13 protein-coding genes are annotated in these 16,632 nt (G+C 64.9%); 7 read left to right on the forward strand and 6 right to left on the reverse strand.

The window, feature by feature from the left end:
• Positions 1-4: 4 nt before the first annotated feature.
• Positions 5-955, reverse strand: coding sequence for an AAA family ATPase (locus OKB81_RS07990; RefSeq protein ID WP_270805199.1), 951 nt, complete (start codon positions 953-955; stop codon positions 5-7).
• 183 nt (positions 956-1,138) lie between these two features.
• On the opposite strand from OKB81_RS07990, the gene fadI reads away from it, so the two are divergent.
• The 5 genes from fadI (at position 1,139) to OKB81_RS08015 (ending at position 6,642) form a co-directional block, all read left to right on the forward strand.
• On the forward strand, positions 1,139-2,449 hold the full coding sequence (gene fadI, locus OKB81_RS07995; protein WP_270805200.1) for an acetyl-CoA C-acyltransferase FadI: 1,311 nt from the start codon (positions 1,139-1,141) through the stop codon (positions 2,447-2,449).
• Positions 2,449-4,596, forward strand: coding sequence for a fatty acid oxidation complex subunit alpha FadJ (gene fadJ, locus OKB81_RS08000; RefSeq protein WP_198498060.1), 2,148 nt, complete (start codon positions 2,449-2,451; stop codon positions 4,594-4,596). The genes fadI and fadJ overlap by 1 nt, the downstream gene beginning before the upstream one ends.
• A gap of 262 nt (positions 4,597-4,858) precedes the next feature.
• The gene (locus OKB81_RS08005; RefSeq protein ID WP_005325161.1) at positions 4,859-4,999 is read left to right on the forward strand and encodes a TIGR02808 family protein; all 141 of its coding nucleotides are present in this window, start codon (positions 4,859-4,861) and stop codon (positions 4,997-4,999) included.
• Between the two features lie 188 nt (positions 5,000-5,187).
• Positions 5,188-5,745, forward strand: coding sequence for a YaeQ family protein (locus OKB81_RS08010; RefSeq protein WP_052815038.1), 558 nt, complete (start codon positions 5,188-5,190; stop codon positions 5,743-5,745).
• 12 nt (positions 5,746-5,757) lie between these two features.
• Positions 5,758-6,642, forward strand: a complete 885-nt coding sequence (locus OKB81_RS08015; protein WP_052815037.1) for an AEC family transporter — start codon at positions 5,758-5,760, stop codon at positions 6,640-6,642.
• Between the two features lie 206 nt (positions 6,643-6,848).
• On the opposite strand, the gene OKB81_RS08020 is transcribed toward OKB81_RS08015, so the two are convergent.
• From OKB81_RS08020 to OKB81_RS08035, 4 genes are all read right to left on the reverse strand, one after another.
• Positions 6,849-8,078, reverse strand: coding sequence for an MFS transporter (locus OKB81_RS08020; RefSeq protein ID WP_052815036.1), 1,230 nt, complete (start codon positions 8,076-8,078; stop codon positions 6,849-6,851).
• A gap of 55 nt (positions 8,079-8,133) precedes the next feature.
• The gene (locus tag OKB81_RS08025; protein ID WP_052815035.1) at positions 8,134-8,904 is read right to left on the reverse strand and encodes an ABC transporter ATP-binding protein; all 771 of its coding nucleotides are present in this window, start codon (positions 8,902-8,904) and stop codon (positions 8,134-8,136) included.
• Complete coding sequence (locus tag OKB81_RS08030; RefSeq protein ID WP_052815034.1) at positions 8,897-9,940, reverse strand: FecCD family ABC transporter permease; 1,044 nt, start codon at positions 9,938-9,940, stop codon at positions 8,897-8,899. Before OKB81_RS08030 ends, OKB81_RS08025 begins: the two co-directional genes overlap by 8 nt.
• Before the next feature lie 101 nt (positions 9,941-10,041).
• Complete coding sequence (locus OKB81_RS08035) at positions 10,042-11,163, reverse strand: ABC transporter substrate-binding protein (RefSeq protein ID WP_270663995.1); 1,122 nt, start codon at positions 11,161-11,163, stop codon at positions 10,042-10,044.
• Between the two features lie 596 nt (positions 11,164-11,759).
• Here OKB81_RS08035 and OKB81_RS08040 point away from each other — a divergent pair.
• Positions 11,760-14,978, forward strand: a complete 3,219-nt coding sequence (locus tag OKB81_RS08040; protein WP_052815032.1) for an ExeM/NucH family extracellular endonuclease — start codon at positions 11,760-11,762, stop codon at positions 14,976-14,978.
• A gap of 158 nt (positions 14,979-15,136) precedes the next feature.
• On the opposite strand, the gene OKB81_RS08045 is transcribed toward OKB81_RS08040, so the two are convergent.
• Positions 15,137-15,676 carry a glycine zipper 2TM domain-containing protein gene (locus OKB81_RS08045; RefSeq protein ID WP_010674678.1) on the reverse strand — a complete coding sequence of 180 codons (540 nt, stop codon included), beginning with the start codon at positions 15,674-15,676 and terminating at the stop codon, positions 15,137-15,139.
• A 323-nt stretch (positions 15,677-15,999) separates the two neighbouring features.
• Between OKB81_RS08045 and OKB81_RS08050 the strand changes: the two genes are divergently transcribed.
• A partial coding sequence (locus tag OKB81_RS08050; RefSeq protein WP_235657113.1) for an AMP-binding protein occupies positions 16,000-16,632 on the forward strand: 633 nt, incomplete at its 3' end.

Genomic DNA, 16,632 nt, shown 5'->3' on the forward strand with positions numbered 1-16,632 from the left:
AGGCTCAGGGGCATGGAACGGCATCCAGCAGCAGGGTGATGAGCGCCTCGCTATCGAGGTTGTCCGCCAGGGCCTGGTAGCTCGGGATGAGGCGGTGGCGCAGCACGGCGGGGGCCAGCTGCTGGATGTCCTCGGGCAGCACGAAGTCGCGCCCCGCAAGCCAGGCGCGGGCCCGTGCGGCTCTTGCGAGGCCGATGCTGGCTCTGGGACTGGCCCCCACCGCGACCAGGGGGTCTAGCTCGGGGCACAGGCCGCTGCCGGGGCGGGTGGCGCACACCAGCTGCACCAGATAGTGCTCGAGGCGCCCCTGCATCTGTACCCCTTGAACGGCGGTGCGGGCTTCCAGCAGGTCGGACTGGCTGAGGGTGACCGGCGGCGTCGGCAGGGCGTCGCCGCGGGCGTTGAGCTGGAGGATGGCCAGCTCCATGGCGGGGCTGGGGTAATCCACCAGCAGCTTGAGCAAGAAGCGATCGAGCTGGGCCTCCGGCAGGGGATAGGTCCCTTCCTGCTCGATGGGGTTCTGGGTGGCGGCAACCATGAAGAGGGAGGGCAGGCGCCAGCTCTTCTTGCCCACGGTGATCTGGTGCTCGGCCATGGCCTCCAGCAGGGCGGACTGCACCTTGGCCGGCGCTCGGTTGATCTCGTCCGCCAGCACCAGATGGTTGAACAGAGGACCGGGTTGAAACACGAAGCTCGCATCCTGGGGGTGGAAGACCTCGCTGCCGGTGAGATCGGCGGGCAGCAGATCCGGGGTGAACTGGATACGGGCAAAGCGCCCCTCCACGGCCCCGGCCAGCGCCTTGACCGCCCGGGTCTTGGCAAGACCGGGGGCCCCCTCGATCAGCACATGTCCTTCACATAACAGGGCGATCAGCAGCCCCTCGATGAGGGGGCCCTGTCCCAGGATCTGGCTGCCCAGATAGTTTCCAAGTGCTCTGAACTCGGCCGCTGCCATGCGATAAACCCGTTGTTTTTATGGAAGTTGATCTTTTTATACCCCAGTTGGCCCGCAAGGGCGAGGGAGGGTGGCAAGATGGGGACAATTTAGTTTCAATCAGCTGTATGAAAGTTGTGAGTGGATTGTTAAGATGTGGCGCAATGAGGTCTGACCTCTGCCTTTTCAACCCAAGGAGCCAGGATGAAACAGCCATTGAAACTGACGACTCGCCAGGGCGAACGGATAGCCGTCGTGGCGGGTCTGCGCACCCCCTTTGCCAAGCAGGCCACCGCTTTTCACGGCGTGCCTGCGGTGGATCTCGGCAAACTGGCGGTGAGCGAGATGCTCGCTCGCACCGATCTCGATCCCATGCTCATCGACCAACTGGTGTTCGGCCAGGTGGTGCAGATGCCGGAAGCGCCGAACATCGCTCGCGAGATCGTGCTCGGCACCGGCATGAGCGTCAGCACCGATGCCTATAGCGTGTCGCGCGCCTGCGCCACCAGTTTCCAGGCGGTGGCCAACGTCACCGAGTCCATCATGGCCGGCACGGTGGACATCGCCATCGCCGGCGGTGCCGACTCCTCTTCCGTACTGCCCATCGGGGTCAGCAAGTCTCTGGCCCGCGCCCTGGTGGATCTCAACAAGGCGCGCAACCTTCAGCAGCGTTTCAACATCCTGCGTCGCCTGCGTCTGAAGGACCTGCTGCCGGTGCCCCCGGCCGTGGCCGAGTACTCCACCGGTCTCTCCATGGGGCAGACCGCCGAGCAGATGGCCAAGACCCACCAGATCAGCCGCGAGGCGCAAGATGCGCTGGCCCACCGCTCCCACACCCTGGCGGCCGAAGCCTGGGCGCAGGGTAAATTGAGTGGCGAGGTGTTCACCGCCCACGTGCCCCCCTACAAGTCGCCGCTGGAGCGGGACAACAACATCCGCGAAGGCTCGGATCTGGCGAGCTACGCCAAGCTCAAGCCGGTGTTTGACCGGGCTCACGGCTCGGTGACCGCCGCCAACGCCACTCCGCTCACCGACGGCGCCGCCGCCGTGCTGATGATGCGTGAAGGGCGTGCCCGCGAGCTCGGTCTGGAGCCGCTGGGCTACATTCGCAGCTTCGCGTTTTCCGCCATCGACGTATGGCAGGACATGCTGATGGGCCCCTCCTATGCCACGCCGCTGGCTCTGGACCGTGCCGGCATCACCCTTGGGGATCTGACCCTCATCGACATGCACGAAGCGTTTGCTGCCCAGACGCTCGCCAACCTCAAGATGTTTGCAAGCGCCGAATTTGCCCGTGACAGGCTGGGCCGGGATCAGGCCATCGGCGAGGTGGACATGGACAAATTCAACGTGCTCGGCGGCTCTTTGGCCTTTGGTCACCCCTTTGCCGCCACCGGGGCGCGCATGATCACCCAGACCCTGCATGAACTGCGGCGCCGGGGTGGGGGATTGGGGCTCAACACCGCCTGTGCCGCGGGTGGGCTGGGTGTGGCCATGGTGCTGGAGGTGGAATGATGAGTGCCAAGACTTTTTCTCTGGATATTCGCAAAGACGGCATCGGCATCCTCACCATGGATGTGCCCGGTGAGACCATGAACACCCTGAAGGCCTCCTTTGCGGACGAGATCCGCACTCTGCTGGCCGAGGTAAAGGGGAACGGGGATCTGATCGGCCTGGTGATCGTCTCCGGCAAGAAGGACTCCTTCGTCGCCGGGGCCGACATCGCCATGCTGGCGGCCTGCACCAGCGCCCAGGATGCCGAAGCGCTGTCCCGGGCCGGACAGGACGTGTTCGCCGAGATCGAAGCCCTGGGGATCCCGGTGATCGCCGCCATTCACGGCCCCTGCCTTGGCGGCGGGCTGGAGCTGGCGCTCGCCTGTCATGGCCGGGTGGTGACCGATCACGGTAAAACCGTGCTGGGCCTGCCGGAAGTGCAGCTCGGCCTGCTGCCGGGCTCCGGCGGTACCCAGCGCCTGCCGCGCCTCATCGGGGTGGCCAAGGCACTGGATCTGATGCTGACCGGCAAGCAGGTGCGGGCCAAACAGGCCAGGAAGCTCGGGCTGGTGGATGACATGGTGCCCCCGTCCATTTTGCTGGAAGCCGCCATCAAGCTTGCCAAGAAGGGCAAGCCGCGCCACCACCTGAAACGGGATCTGCAGGGCAAGGTGCTGGAGACCAACAAATTTGGTCGCAAGGTGCTGTTCGATCAGGCCCGCAAGGGGGTCAAGGCCAAGACCCGGGGCAACTACCCGGCGCCGGAGCGCATCATCGAGGTGGTGCGCATCGGCGTGGAGGAGGGGATGCAGGCCGGCCTGCAGGCCGAGGCTCGCCACTTCGGCGAGCTGGTGATGACGCCGGAATCCGCCGCCCTGCGCTCCCTCTTCTTCGCCACCACGGAGATGAAAAAAGAGGTGAGCTATCAGGGGGCCGAGCCACGCAAGGTGGGTCATGCCGCCGTGCTGGGGGGCGGCCTGATGGGGGGCGGCATCGCCTTCGTCACCGCCACCAAGGCGGGGGTACCGGTGCGGATCAAGGATGTGGCGAACGCCGGCATCGGCAATGCCATGCGTTACAGCTACGACCTTCTCGCGAGGAAGCTCAAGCGTCGCCAACTGCTGCGCAGCGAGCTGGAGAAACAGATGAGCCTGCTCACCGGCACCCTGGACTATTCCGGTTTCCACCGGGTGGACATGGTGGTGGAAGCGGTATTCGAGGAGATCAACCTCAAGCACCAGATGGTGCAGGACGTGGAGCGCGAGTGCAGCGAGCACACCGTGTTTGCCTCCAACACCTCCTCCCTGCCCATCCACCAGATCGCCTCGGCGGCGACGCATCCGGAGCGGGTGGTAGGGCTGCACTACTTCAGCCCGGTGGACAAGATGCCGCTCGCCGAGATCATTCCCCACGCGGGTACCAGCGCCGAGACGGTGGCCACCACCCTGGCCTTCGCCCGGGCCCAGGGCAAGACCCCCATCGTGGTGAAGGACGAGGCGGGCTTCTACGTCAACCGCATCCTGGCGCCCTACATGAACGAGGCGGCGCGCCTGGTGCTGGAAGGGGAGCCGGTGGAGGTACTGGACGGCGCTCTGCTCGACTTCGGTTTCCCGGTCGGGCCCATCACCCTGCTGGACGAGGTGGGGATCGACGTGGGGGCCAAGATCTCCCCCATCCTCGAAAAGGAGCTGGGTGGTGAGCAGTTCCAGGCCCCCAAGGCGTTTGACAAGCTGCTGGAAGACGATCGCAAGGGGCGCAAGAACGGCAAGGGCTTCTATCTCTATGGCAAGGCGGCCCCGCGCAACAAGCTCACCGGCAAGGAGGGCAAGAAGACGGTGGACGCGAGCGTCTACGACGTGCTGGGCGTCAAGCCCCAGGCCAAACTGGCCAGGCAGGAGATCGCCGAGCGCTGCGTGCTGCTGATGCTCAACGAAGCTGCCATGGCCCTGGATGGCGGCGTGGTGGCCTCGGCCCGGGATGGCGACATCGGCGCCATCTTCGGTATCGGCTTCCCCCCCTTCCTGGGCGGTCCGTTCCGCTACATGGACAGCCTCGGCATCGACTATCTGGTGGGGCGTCTTGAGCACCATCAGAAGCGCTTTGGCGACCGCTTCGCCCCCTGTGCGCGGCTGAAAGCGATGGCGGCGGAGCAGCAGACCTTCTACTGATGGCTCTCGACGGCATACATCGAGCGAGGCGACCCCAAGGTCGCCTCGCTTTTTGTTGGGCGTAACTTTCCGGTTTGGGGCGGGGGCGCGAAGAAAAACGGGGCGGGGAGGGGGAAAACCTTGATCTGGCGCAAACTGGTGCCCCATTTATTACTTTGGTGGCATAGGACTCAGGCGCGGGTTGAGGTCAAATAGTCTCATCAGGAACGGGGGCGACCCCGTCACGAAAGGGACACCCATTTCACTGGATGAAGGACACACTATGAGTCTGCTCGAACAAACCATCTGGAACATATTGGGATACGGGGCCATGCCCTTTATCTTTCTGAGTGGCTTCGTGGCCGTGGCAGTCACCTGCTGCCTGCTGCTCAATGCCTTCGGGGTCAAGTCCGCCGAGAAGTGAGTCACTCTCGTTCATGCCGCCAAATGCCAGTCCTCGGACTGGCATTTGTTTTTTGTGTCTTCTGAAGCACTTGCCCGCCCCTGATGGGGTAAACGGAGCGCAAGACGGTCGAACCCGGCGGCCATTTTGATTACACTGACGCCCGGCATGTCCGCCCCTTTCTCTTTTATCAGGTGTTCACGACTTCTATGGCGCTCAAGGCAACCATCTTCAAGGCCCAGATCAGCTTGTCTGACATGGATCGCAATCTCTATCAGGACTTCTCCCTCACCCTGGCCCGTCACCCCTCCGAGACCGACGAGCGCATGATGATCCGCCTCGCGGCCTTCGCCTGGCATGCCGCCGAGCGGCTGGAGTTCACCAAGGGGCTCTCTGCCGACGACGAACCCGAGCTCTGGCGCAAGAACTACTCCGACGAGATTGAACTCTGGATTGAGCTGGGCCAGCCGGACGAGAAGCGCCTCAAGAAGGCGTGCAACCGTTCCCGCCAGGTAGTGCTCTACCTTTACGGCGGCCGTGGCACCAGCGTCTGGTGGAAGCAGAACCAGGGCAAGCTCGGTCTGCACGACAACCTGAGCGTCATCGAGCTCTCCGACAGCCAGACCCTGCCGCTGGCGGCCATGGTGGAGCGCACCATGCAGCTCACCTGCACCATCTCCGACGGCCAGCTCTGGGTCAGCAACGGCAGCCAGGAGGTCACCCTGGATCCCGTGGTGCTGATGGGACGTCCGGCCCGCGAACTCTGATCGGGAGCCCCCATGTTCAGCGCCCTGCTCAATATCGTCATCCCGGTGTTTGCGGTGGCGGGCCTCGGCGCCCTCTATGGGCGGCTGCGACCGGGTGGCGACCTGGGTTACATCAACCGGGCCAATATCGAGCTCTTTACCCCGGCGCTGGTCTTCTCGGCCCTGGTGAAATACCCGCTGGATCTGGCGGCGCACCTGCCGCTTGTCGCGGCTGGCGCCCTGGTGATTTTGCTCCCTGGCCTGCTGCTCGCCCTGCTCAGGCTCAAGGAGATAGCGCGGGCGGCCCTGATCCTGCCCGCCATGTTTCGCAACACGGGCAACCTCGGCATTCCGCTGATGGTGCTCGCCTTTGGCGAGCAGCAGCTCGGCGCCATCGTCATCCTGTTCGTGCTCTCCAACCTGCTCCACTTCACGGTGGGCATGTTTATCCTCTCGGCCAGTAGCTCCCGCTGGGGCTGGCTGAGAAGCCCCGTGCTCTGTGCCGCCTTCGCCGGCCTGCTGGTGGCCAACCTGCATATCCCGCTGCCGGAATACCTGGTGACCAGCGCCGCCCTGCTCGGTCAGATAGCGGTGCCCCTGATGCTGTTTGCCTTGGGGGTGAGGCTGATGGAGGGGGATCTGAGCCATCTGGGGCTGGCCCTCAAGTGCAACCTGCTCTATCTGCTGGCGGGGGGCCTCTCCCTTGGGCTCGCCGTCTGGCTGCTGCCCCTGGAGCCTGCCTGGATCCCGCTGCTGACACTCTCGGTGGCACTGCCCCCGGCGGTATTGAATTACATCCTGTGCGAGCAGTACCAGTGCCAGCCCGACAAGGTGGCCAGCATAGTGCTGGGCGGCAACGCGCTCTCGATAGTGGTGATCCCGCTGGCGGTCTGGTTGGCGCTGCATCTGGGGAGTTGACCCGGTCTTATTTTCACCTGCAAGGACGCCTGATGGCGTCCTTTTTATCGCCATCGTGCATGTCCGATGTTGCTTTGCTCATCGAGCACAGCCGAGCTTGCTCGCTTATCTGGCAAGGTCTTGAAACAGGTTCTGGTTAGCCGGATAAGGCAGAAAGTGGAAGGGGGAGGAAAGGGAATAAAACCGGGCGGCCAAGGCCGCCCTGTTTATTGATGGGTGGCCGGCTGAACCTGGCCATCCTTGCGCAGCTGGGTATAGAGGCCAACTCCAGCCAGCAGGCCGGCGAGGGCCAGCAGTGTCCAGATGGCGGTGGTGGGGCGGGTGCCCGCGTCCCCCAGCATAAAACCGATAAGCAGGTTGCCAAAGAGTGCCATGCAGCCGCCGGCGCTGGCATAGAAGCCGTAGTAGCTGGCGAGCTGGTCAGGGGGAGCGTAGCGGGGCAGCTGGGCGGCAAAGAGCGGGAAGCAGAGGATGGAGCCCAGGGAAAGCAGGGCCACCTGCGTCAACACGCCTGCCGTCGGCCAGGGGGAGAGCAGGGGCAGGGCGAGATAGCTCAGCCCCATCAGCCCTATGCCGAGCCCCATGGCGAGCGGCACCCCCAGACGGCGCTCCACCAGGCGCGATGCCGGCAGCTGGAGCAGGACGCCGATCACCGCCGAGAGGGTGAAGACGCCGCCGAGCAGCCGGGTGGCGTCCGGCAGGCTCTGGATATGGGCGGGCAGGGCCAGATAGAGCTGGTGGAACAGGATCTGGTAGCTGCCCGCGAGCAGGGTGAACCCCATGAAGGGGCGCTGGCGCAGGATGTCCCCCCACTGGCGCAAGATGGCGCCGCGCGGTCTCTGGTTGGCCACCGGGCGTTTGGGCAGCACCCGATACTGCAGCACCCCGAGCAGGGCGAAGAGGCTCGCCGCCAAGAGCCCTGTCAGGGCATAGCTCTGCTGGGTCAGGGTGAGGCCGACCAGGGGGCCGAGCAGCATGCCCGCCTGGCTGGCGAGATTGTGCAGGGCGAAGGCGCGCTGGCGCTGGCTCGGATTGTGGCATTCGCTCGCCAGATAGGCCTGGGCGCAGGGGGTGAACAGGGCCCCGGCAAAGCCAGTCAGGGTCGCCGCCAGCAGCAGTATGGGCAGGGACTCGGCCCAGCCCAGCAGCAGGAAGCCGACCGATCGCACCAGGCAACCCCAGACGATGGCGGGGTGATAGCCGATGCGATCCCCAAGCGTCCCCCCTAGCAGGAACAGCCCCTGCTGGCTGAAGACCCGCATCCCCATGACCAGGCCACAGGCCCAGCCGGCCAGGCCCAGGCCGCTGCCCATGTGCTGGGCGAGGAAGGGCATCATCATGTAGAAGCCGAGGTTGAAGGCGAGCCCATTGGTGATGAGCAGGCGGGCGGCCGGGCTCATACCCTGCCAGTCCCGCCAGTAGGAGGCGCCGTTCATGGTCGCCTCCCGCCACCGTGTCGGTAGGAGGTCGCCGGGGTGGCGCAGCACTGTGTCATGACGTCTTTCGCAGGGTTCTGAGGAAGGGGATGCCGCGCTGATCGTGGCTTATCTCCACCGGCACCTGGTAGAGGCGCTCGATGAGGGCCGCGTCGAGCACCCGGGCGGGGGGGCCGAAGGCTTGGAGCTCCCCCCCTGCCAGCACGATCAGCTGATCGGCAAACTGGGCGGCCAGGTTGAGATCGTGCAGCACCACCAGGGTGATCCACTGCTGATCCCGGGTCTGCTGGCACAGGTGCTCCATCAGCTGCATCTGGTGGTGCAGGTCCAGGGCGCTGACCGGCTCGTCCAGCATCATGATGCGGGGATCGCGCAGCAGCACCTGGGCGAAGAGCACCATCTGCCGCTGGCCGCCGCTCAGGGAGTAGAGGGGGCGATCCGCCAGATGGGCGATGCCGAGCGCCTGCAGGGCGCGGCCGGCCGCCAGTATGTCCTCGTCCGCGAGGCGCATGGAGAGGCTGTCGAGGCGCCCGAGCACCACCACCTCGATGACGCTGAGATCCAGCTCCAGCTGGATGTTCTGGGGCATGTAGCCAAACTGCTGGCGCCACCTGGCCTGCGTCATCTGGCGGGCACTCTGGTCCCCGAGGCGGATGTCGCCACTGTCCGGGGTCAGCTCGCCGAAGAGGGTGCGCATCAAGGAGGTCTTGCCGGTCCCGTTCGGGCCGATGATCACATGGACCTGACCCGGATGCAGAGTGAGGCTGAGATCCCGCAGCAGGGTCTGCTGGCCGAGGGAGAGGGAGAGTCGGGATATTTCAAGCACGTTTACGCCCCCTGCCGAGGATCAACCAGATGAAGAAGGGCACGCCAATGAGCGCGGTGACGATGCCGATGGGGAAGAGGGCTCCCGGAATGATGGACTTGGAGAGCACCGAGGCCGCCGAGAGCATGCAGGCCCCGCACAGGGCGGAGAGGGGGATCAAAAAGCGCTGATCTTCCCCCACCAGCATGCGGGCGATATGGGGGGCCACCAGGCCGACGAAGCCGACGAAGCTGGTGGCGGTGGCGGTGAGCAGGGCGACCAGCACCAGGGTCTTCATGCGCAGCCTGTCGACGTTGACTCCGAGGCTGCGGGCACGGGCTTCCCCGAGGCGCAGGCTGGTGAGGGCCCAGGCATCCCGGTAGATGAGCAGGGTGCAGATCAGGGTGACGACGGCGGTGATGATCAGGGAGTCCCAAGTGGTGCGCATCAGGCTGCCAAACAGCCAGAACAGGATCTGCTGGTTGAGCTCGGGGGAGGAGAGGAACTGCAGCAGGGAGAGCAGGGACTGGAACAGGAACAGCAGGGCGATGCCCGCCAGGATCAGGGTCTGGCTGCTGACATGGCGCATCATGGCCAGCCCAAACAGCAGGCAGGCGGCAAACATGCACACAATGAAGGCGCCGGCCGGGATGGCCACTAGGGGGGAGAGCCCGAGGCCGCCGGTGTAGAGGGCGAGCGCCGCGCCCAGGCCCGCCGCCGCCGCGAGCCCCAGGGTGTAGGGACTGGCGAGGGGGTTGTCCAGCAGGGTCTGCATCTGCACGCCGCCAAGGCCGAGGGAGGCGCCGACCACCAGGGCCATGAGGGCGATAGGCAAGCGCATGTCGTGGACGATGGTGCGGGTCATGGGATCGGCCTGGGCGGGGGAAACCAGGGCATCGATCACGTCGTGCAGGGCCAACAGGGAGGGGCCGGTGGCGATGTCGAGCACCAGGGTAATGCACAGGACCAGGGTGAGCAGCAGGAGCCAGTGCCAGCGACGGCGCTCCCGTTGCCGCTGCCGGGCGAGGGTCTGCTGCAGGGCAGCCAAATCATTCATGATGTCAATCCTGAAACGGGCGCCGCAAGAGGCGCCCACACAATCCAAGAGGGTTGCTGAAGAGGGCGTGGCCGAGGTGGGCCGCACCCGAATTGCCGGGGTTAGCTTGCGTCATCCTGCTTGATGCCCAGCATGAAGGTGCCCTGGGGACGGATGGGCAGGTAGTGCTGGTAGAACGCCTGATAGGTGGCCAGGGGAGCGAGATCCTGGAAAAGGTCCGGATAGAGGGCCTTAGCCATGAACTCGATGAGGGCGGCATCCATGATGCTGCGGGTGGCGCCGTGATAGACCGCGTAGAGGCGACCCTCCTTCACCGCAGGCAGCTCGCTCCAGCCCGGACGGGCAGCAAAGCCTTGCAGACGCTGGCGCACGGTCTCTGCCGACACATCCTGGCCCACCTGCATGGCGACGGCACTGCTCACGCTCTCGTAGCCCGCCATCAGGATCACCTCGGGCTTGCTCGCCAGCAGTTGTTCCGGGTGGATGGGGCCCCAGCGATCGACGAAGGGGGCGGCCACGTTGTCGCCACCGGCCAGCAGGGCCATGGCGCCCCACATGTCCTTGCCATAGGTGTAGCTGTACTCGGCCGGACCCTTGTCACCCAGCTCGATGTAGACCCGGGGCGGCGTGCGCTTCGCGGCGGCGATGCGGGAGGTGATGGTGTCAATCTTGGCCTTGTACTCGTCGGCCATCTTCCGGGCGCGGGCCTCCTGGCCGGTCAGCTTGCCAAGCAGCAGGGTGCTCGCCATGTGCTGTGTCAGGGTCTGGGCGTTGTAGTCGATGACCACCACCGGGATCCCCGCCTGCTCAAGGCGTGGCAGGTCGGCGGCCAGGGCCTCATATTGCCACTTCGCCAGGATCACCAGGTCGGGCTTGACCGCCAGGGTCTTCTCGATGGAGAAGCTCTGATCCTGTACGTTGCCAAGGTCGGGGACCTTGGCCAGTTGTGGCTGGCTGGCCACGTAGAGAGACCAGATGGCGGGACGGGACTTCATGAACCAGCCCAGGGACATGCCCACCAGGCGTTCGGCCCCGCCTTCACCGGCCACCGCCAGGTAATCTTCGGGATAGAAACCGAGCACGATGCGGCTTGCCGGAAGGCTGAGGGAGACCTTGCGGCCCATCACATCTTCCACTTCAACGGGGGGGGCGGCCTGCGCCACCCATCTCACCAGGACGAGCTGGCCGAGCAGCAGCAACTTTGCCAGGGGGTGACGAAACATCTTGTAGCACCTCGAGAATAGAGACGGTCAAAAAAGAAAGTGAGAACTATTGCCATTCGCGAGCGCAAAAGCAACAAACGTTTGTGTCATCCCCTCTCTTGTTATTTCTGTCATTACTGAAACCGGTTCCACAAGAGCACCAGGAGAGAGTCTCATCCCGCGGTTTTCTGCCTTCTCGGGCCACGAAGGGGGTGGCGCCCGGTATGGCACCCATGGATTTGCCCATGATTCGGAGTCTGTGAGTGGCGCTGTTCACGAAATGGTACCGGGCAGAGGCCGCCGTAGTGTTCCCCCCGTCTGCCCCGGAGCCGATGTCGCTCCCTGACGGAGGCAGCCAGCAGGGGCTGGGGGGCGACAACTTCCTGCGCAGCGATGGCAGACACTGCCCATTCGGGTATTGCCCGTCACCTTGGCGCAACATTTTGTTGTCATTGTTAGCCAGCTCGCAGCAGCCCCGGCGTCGACGGGGCAGAGTGGGCGCGCAGTTTCGGCCGGGGGCTGACATGCCTCCCGCTGATGGCTGCATCCAAGGTGCTGCGGCCCGCCTTGTGCGGGGCGCCAATAACATGATCTGCAAATAAAAAAGGAAACTGACCATGTCAGGAAGACACTCTCTGGTGGCGCTGGCCGTCGGGCTGGCGCTCGCTGGACAGGCACAGGCACAACTGCTCATCACCGAATACCTGGAAGGGTCCGGCAACAACAAGGCGGTGGAGCTGAGCAACCTCGGCAGCGACGCCGTCGATCTCTCACAATACCGGCTGGCCCTCTACGCCAACGGCAAACCCATCAGCGAATCCCCCACCAACAGCCTGGCGCTGCAAGGCACCCTGGCCCCGGGCGCCAGTCTGGTGCTGGCCAACCCCTCCGCAAATGCCGAGATCCTGGCCAAGGCCAATCAGACCAGCGGCAACCTGGTGTTCAACGGCGACGATGCCCTGGTGCTCTATCGCGGCAGCGAGATAATCGACAGCTTCGGCCAGGTAGGGGTGGATCCGGGCACGTCCTGGGTCTCCGGCAACGTTTCGACCCTGGACATGACCCTGCGCCGCAAGGCCACCGTCACCATGGGCCGCACTGATGCGACGTCGCCTTTTGATCCGGCGCAGGAATACGTGGCCGCCCCGAAAGATGACGCCAGTGGCCTGGGTTGCAGTGGCGATGGTCCCTGCGATGGCACCCAGCCGCCCGCCTTCGTCTGCCCGGTGGATCAGTTGGTGCCGGTGCCCGCCATTCAGGGCCCCGGCACCAGCAGCCCCCTGGTGCCAGCCGGCAAGTTCGAATCGGAACAGGCTTACGCCACCCGCGGCGTGGTGACCCAGGTAGTGAGCGGCCTCTACAAGGGCTTCTTCATTCAGGACGAGCAGGGGGACGGGAATGCGGCTACCTCCGACGGCCTCTTCGTCTACACCACCAAGGCCAACGCTGCCGTCGTGCCGGGGGCCGAGGTGTGTGTGTCTGGCAAGGTGAAGGAGTATTTCAACCAGACCCAGATCAACGCAGACGAGCTGGTGGTGACCCGGCCGCAAGGGGCCATCCCGGCTGCGGTGGATCTGCTGCCGGTGGCGGGCGAGAGCCTGAGCCAGCTGCTGGAGCGTCACGAGGGGATGCAGGTACGGCTGGTGCCCGGTTCCAGCCTGGTGGTGACCCGCAACTTCAGCTTCGATTACGACGGCAAGCGCAACAACCTGGTGCTCTCTTATGGCGCGCCGCTCATCAAGTCGACCCAGAAATTTGCCGCCATGAGCCAGGAGGCGAGCGACTGGGCCCTTCGCAACCAGCAGAACCAGCTGGTGGTGGAGACCGACGCCAAGGCGCCGGACGGTGTGCTGCCCTGGTTCCCCGGCTTCAACGCCGAGGACGGTTACCTGCGCATCGGCGACAAGCTCAACGGGCTGGAGGGGGCGCTTGGTTACTCCTACAACCTGTTCAGGCTGGTGGCCAGCAATCGCATCGACGCGAGCCAGATAGATCACAGTGGCTGGGATCGGGTGGAAACCCCCGAGCTCGCCGAGGCGGGGGATCTGCGGGTCGCGAGCTTCAACGTGCTCAACTTCTTCACCACGGTCGTGGGCGGGGATGCCAACCCCACCGGCAGCAACCGGGGCGCCCTGACGGTGGCGGAGTTCGAGTTGCAGCGCACCAAGATAGTCAGCGCCATCACCCGCCTCAATGCCGACGTGGTGGGGCTGATGGAGATCGAGAACAACGGCTATGGCGACAACTCCGCCATCGCCAATCTGGTTACGGCCCTCAACGCCGCCCAGCCGGACGAGGCGGATCACTACCGCTGGATTGCCTCGCCGGATGGCAAGCCCATTGGCACCGACGCCATCACGGTGGGGCTCATCTACCGACCCGCCAAAGTGACCCCGGAGGGGGCCGCCAGCCTTATCGCGCTGCCGGTGCAGCAGGCCGAGGCGGTGGACGCCAGCGGCAAACCGGTGACCATCAATCAGGGGATGCGCGAGTCGCTGGTGCAGCGTTTCAGCTCGCCCAAGGGGGATGCGCCCCTGACCCTGGTGGTCAACCACCTCAAGTCCAAGGGCTCCGCCTGCTTCGAGGATTACCCCGACTACGCCAGCGCCGATCCGCTGGATGGCCAGGGCCACTGCAACGCGCTGCGGGTCTCCGCCGCCAAGGTGCTGGGGGAGCACCTCAAGGATCTGGCCGGGGATCTGCTGCTTATCGGCGACATGAACGCCTATGGCATGGAGGATCCCATCCGGGTGCTGACCGACTATGATCCGGCCGCCCAGGCGCGCCAGATCATGAGCGCCTCCTTCACCACTCTGGCGGGTCAGCCCTTCGAGGAGAGCGGCAGCGCCCTTGGCAAGGGGTATGGTCTGGTGAACCTCAATACCCGCTTCCATGGCACCGACACCTACTCCTACAGCTACGAAGGGGAGCTCGGCAACCTGGATCACGCCCTGGCAAACCCGAGCCTCGCGGCCAAGGTGATCGGCATCGAGGATTGGCACATCAACTCCGCCGAGAGCAACTTCTTCGAGTACGGCACTAAGTACAGCGGTCAGCTGGCGAAATCCGAAGGGCCCTTCAGCGCCTCGGATCACGATCCGGTGCTGGTGGCCATCCAGTATCCGCAGCCACCCGCCGGGGTATTGAGTCTCGAGAGCGCCGCTGCGAACGTGGAGGAGGGGAATACCTTGTCCCTGAGTGTCAGTCGCAGCGATGGCAGCCACGGGGAGGCGAGCGTCAGCTATCGCATCGTCTACGGCAGCGGGGACACAAGCGACGTGGCGCCCCTCACCGGCACCCTGCACTGGGCCGCCGGGCAGAGCGAGCCCCAGACCATCAGCATTCCGGTGAAGAGCGACACCCTGCACGAGGGGGACGAGACCTTTACCCTGGAGCTGTTTGACCCGAGCGGCGCGGCCCTGGGGGATCAGCACCAGACCCTGGTGACCATCAAGGACAAGCTGGCGCCGTCCACCATCTCGCTGGCGCGCGCCAGCATGACGGTGAACGAGGGGCAGTGGTTTGCCGAGATCCCCCTGGTGCGCAGCGGCGATCTGAGCAAGCCGGCCCGGGCCCGGGTGGCCCTTGACGGAGTCACGGCGCGCTGGGGGCTGGATTTCCTGCCCTGGTTCAGCCAGACCGTGAGCTGGGCTGCGGGCGAGGGGGGCAGCAAGTCGGTCAAGGTGCTGATCATCGATGACTGGTTTGTGGAGCCCACCGAGCAGTTCAGGGTGAGCCTCGATCGGGTGGAAGGGGGCCAGCCCGGCGCCCTGCAGCAGACCCGGGTCGACATCCAGGACAACGACAAGTCCTGGTGGCCCTTCGGTCGCCACTGAGGATGACGTCTCAATATAAAAAGGGGCCTGCGGGCCCCTTTCTTAGTTGGGAAGACTTTTGTTGGGAAGACTTGTTGCAGACAGGTTGGGTTGCGAAGATGAAAAAGGCCCACCGTCATGGCGGGCCTTCCTCATGGCAGGGCGCTCCTAACGGAGTATCAACCCTGCGCGTTGCTCAGTACCAGCTTGCCATCCTTGACCGGAATGGTGGGGCCGGGTTGCTTCTCCATGCGTACCACCCCCTCCTGGCCGGCGAGGCGGTAGGTGACGTCATAGCCGATGGTGCGGGTGCTGCTCTCCTGCACCGTCTTGCAGCGCTGCTCCGTGGTGGTGTAGGTATCACCGGCCTGCATGTTGCCCTGCACCTGATTCCCGGCATAACCCCCTGCCACGGCACCGGCGGCGGTGGCCACCTTCTTGCCGCTGCCACCGCCAAACTGGTGGCCGACCACGCCGCCCAGGGCCGCGCCAACCACGGTACCCAGGATCTTGTGCTCGTCCTGCACCGGCTTGCGGTGGGTCAGGGTGACGTTGCGGCACTCCTGACGTGGCGTCTTGATGGTCTCGGTCACCGGCTTGCTGGCCAGCACCTCGGCAAACTGGGGCTCTGATGAAAACAGGGATCCGCTGGCGACCGCCGACAATGCCAGCGCAGAGGCAACACCGATCCCGACACCTGCCAACATGGATTTGTTCATCACTCTTCTCCTTGTACTCATACCCGTTGAGGGCTTGGGATCATTCTTGGCATTTTGCGCCGCAGGCTCAAGGCAAGGGCCACGGGATCGCGACAGGGGCTGACTGCGCAAAAAGTGACCGCACAAAAATAGCGTCGGCGATTGGCGACAGGGGGAGCAGGGCCGAGGGCCCCTAAGACGTTTCGCTAATACCTGGGATCTGGCCCCCTTGATACCCTTTCATCCGGTTCCAGCCGGCATCCTGGCCCCGCATCAGGGCACAATGCCGGTTGTGGTGAACCGCGAGTGCCACCCCGTTTTGTGTCCCTGTGAGGAAGGATCCGATGACAGAGCAGAACATGTACGACGCCGGCCTTGGCAAGACGCCCGCCAATTTCGAGGCGCTGACCCCCTTGAGCTTTCTGGGGCGGGCCGCCCGGGTCTATCCCGACTATCCGGCGCTGATCCACGGCCCCTTGCGCCAGAGCTGGGCCCAGACCGAACGCCGTTGCCGCCAGCTCACCTCGGCCCTGCGCCGTCGCGGCATTGGCGAGGGGGACACCGTCTCCATCGTCGCCCCCAATGTGCCGGCCATGTTCGAGGCGCACTTCGGGGTACCCATGAGCGGCGCTGTGCTCAACACCATCAACACCCGGCTCGATGCGGACGCAATGGCCTTCATCTTCCAGCACGCCCAGAGCAAGGTGGTGCTGGTGGACCGGGAGTTCGGCGCAGTGGTGCGAAAGGCGCTCTCTCTCATTGACAGCCAGTCCCTGGTGATCGCCATCGACGATCCCCTCTACCGGGAAGGGGAGCTGATCGGCGAGCTCGACTACGAGGGGTTCATCGCCCTGGGGGACGGGGACGAACCCGGCTGGCTGCCGGCGGACGAGTGGCAGGCCATCTTAAATGCGAAAGGGGACTCCCTCCGACGTAGGTGGGAGGGGAATTTCGCCGGGGCGTCAGCCCCGCTGGTT

Origin of the sequence: Aeromonas sp. QDB56, assembly GCF_027705505.1 — a bacterium.
Taxonomy (GTDB): domain Bacteria; phylum Pseudomonadota; class Gammaproteobacteria; order Enterobacterales; family Aeromonadaceae; genus Aeromonas; species Aeromonas caviae.

Coding starts and splice junctions, on each gene's coding strand:
- OKB81_RS08030 (WP_052815034.1), bottom strand. CDS start 9,940: ATGAATGATTTGGCTGCCCTGCAGCAGACCCTCGCCCGGCAGCGGCAA.
- OKB81_RS08040 (WP_052815032.1), top strand. CDS start 11,760: ATGTCAGGAAGACACTCTCTGGTGGCGCTGGCCGTCGGGCTGGCGCTC.
- OKB81_RS08045 (WP_010674678.1), bottom strand. CDS start 15,676: ATGAACAAATCCATGTTGGCAGGTGTCGGGATCGGTGTTGCCTCTGCG.
- OKB81_RS08015 (WP_052815037.1), top strand. CDS start 5,758: ATGTTCAGCGCCCTGCTCAATATCGTCATCCCGGTGTTTGCGGTGGCG.
- OKB81_RS08035 (WP_270663995.1), bottom strand. CDS start 11,163: ATGTTTCGTCACCCCCTGGCAAAGTTGCTGCTGCTCGGCCAGCTCGTC.
- OKB81_RS08005 (WP_005325161.1), top strand. CDS start 4,859: ATGAGTCTGCTCGAACAAACCATCTGGAACATATTGGGATACGGGGCC.
- OKB81_RS08010 (WP_052815038.1), top strand. CDS start 5,188: ATGGCGCTCAAGGCAACCATCTTCAAGGCCCAGATCAGCTTGTCTGAC.
- fadI (WP_270805200.1), top strand. CDS start 1,139: ATGAAACAGCCATTGAAACTGACGACTCGCCAGGGCGAACGGATAGCC.
- OKB81_RS07990 (WP_270805199.1), bottom strand. CDS start 955: ATGGCAGCGGCCGAGTTCAGAGCACTTGGAAACTATCTGGGCAGCCAG.
- fadJ (WP_198498060.1), top strand. CDS start 2,449: ATGAGTGCCAAGACTTTTTCTCTGGATATTCGCAAAGACGGCATCGGC.
- OKB81_RS08020 (WP_052815036.1), bottom strand. CDS start 8,078: ATGAACGGCGCCTCCTACTGGCGGGACTGGCAGGGTATGAGCCCGGCC.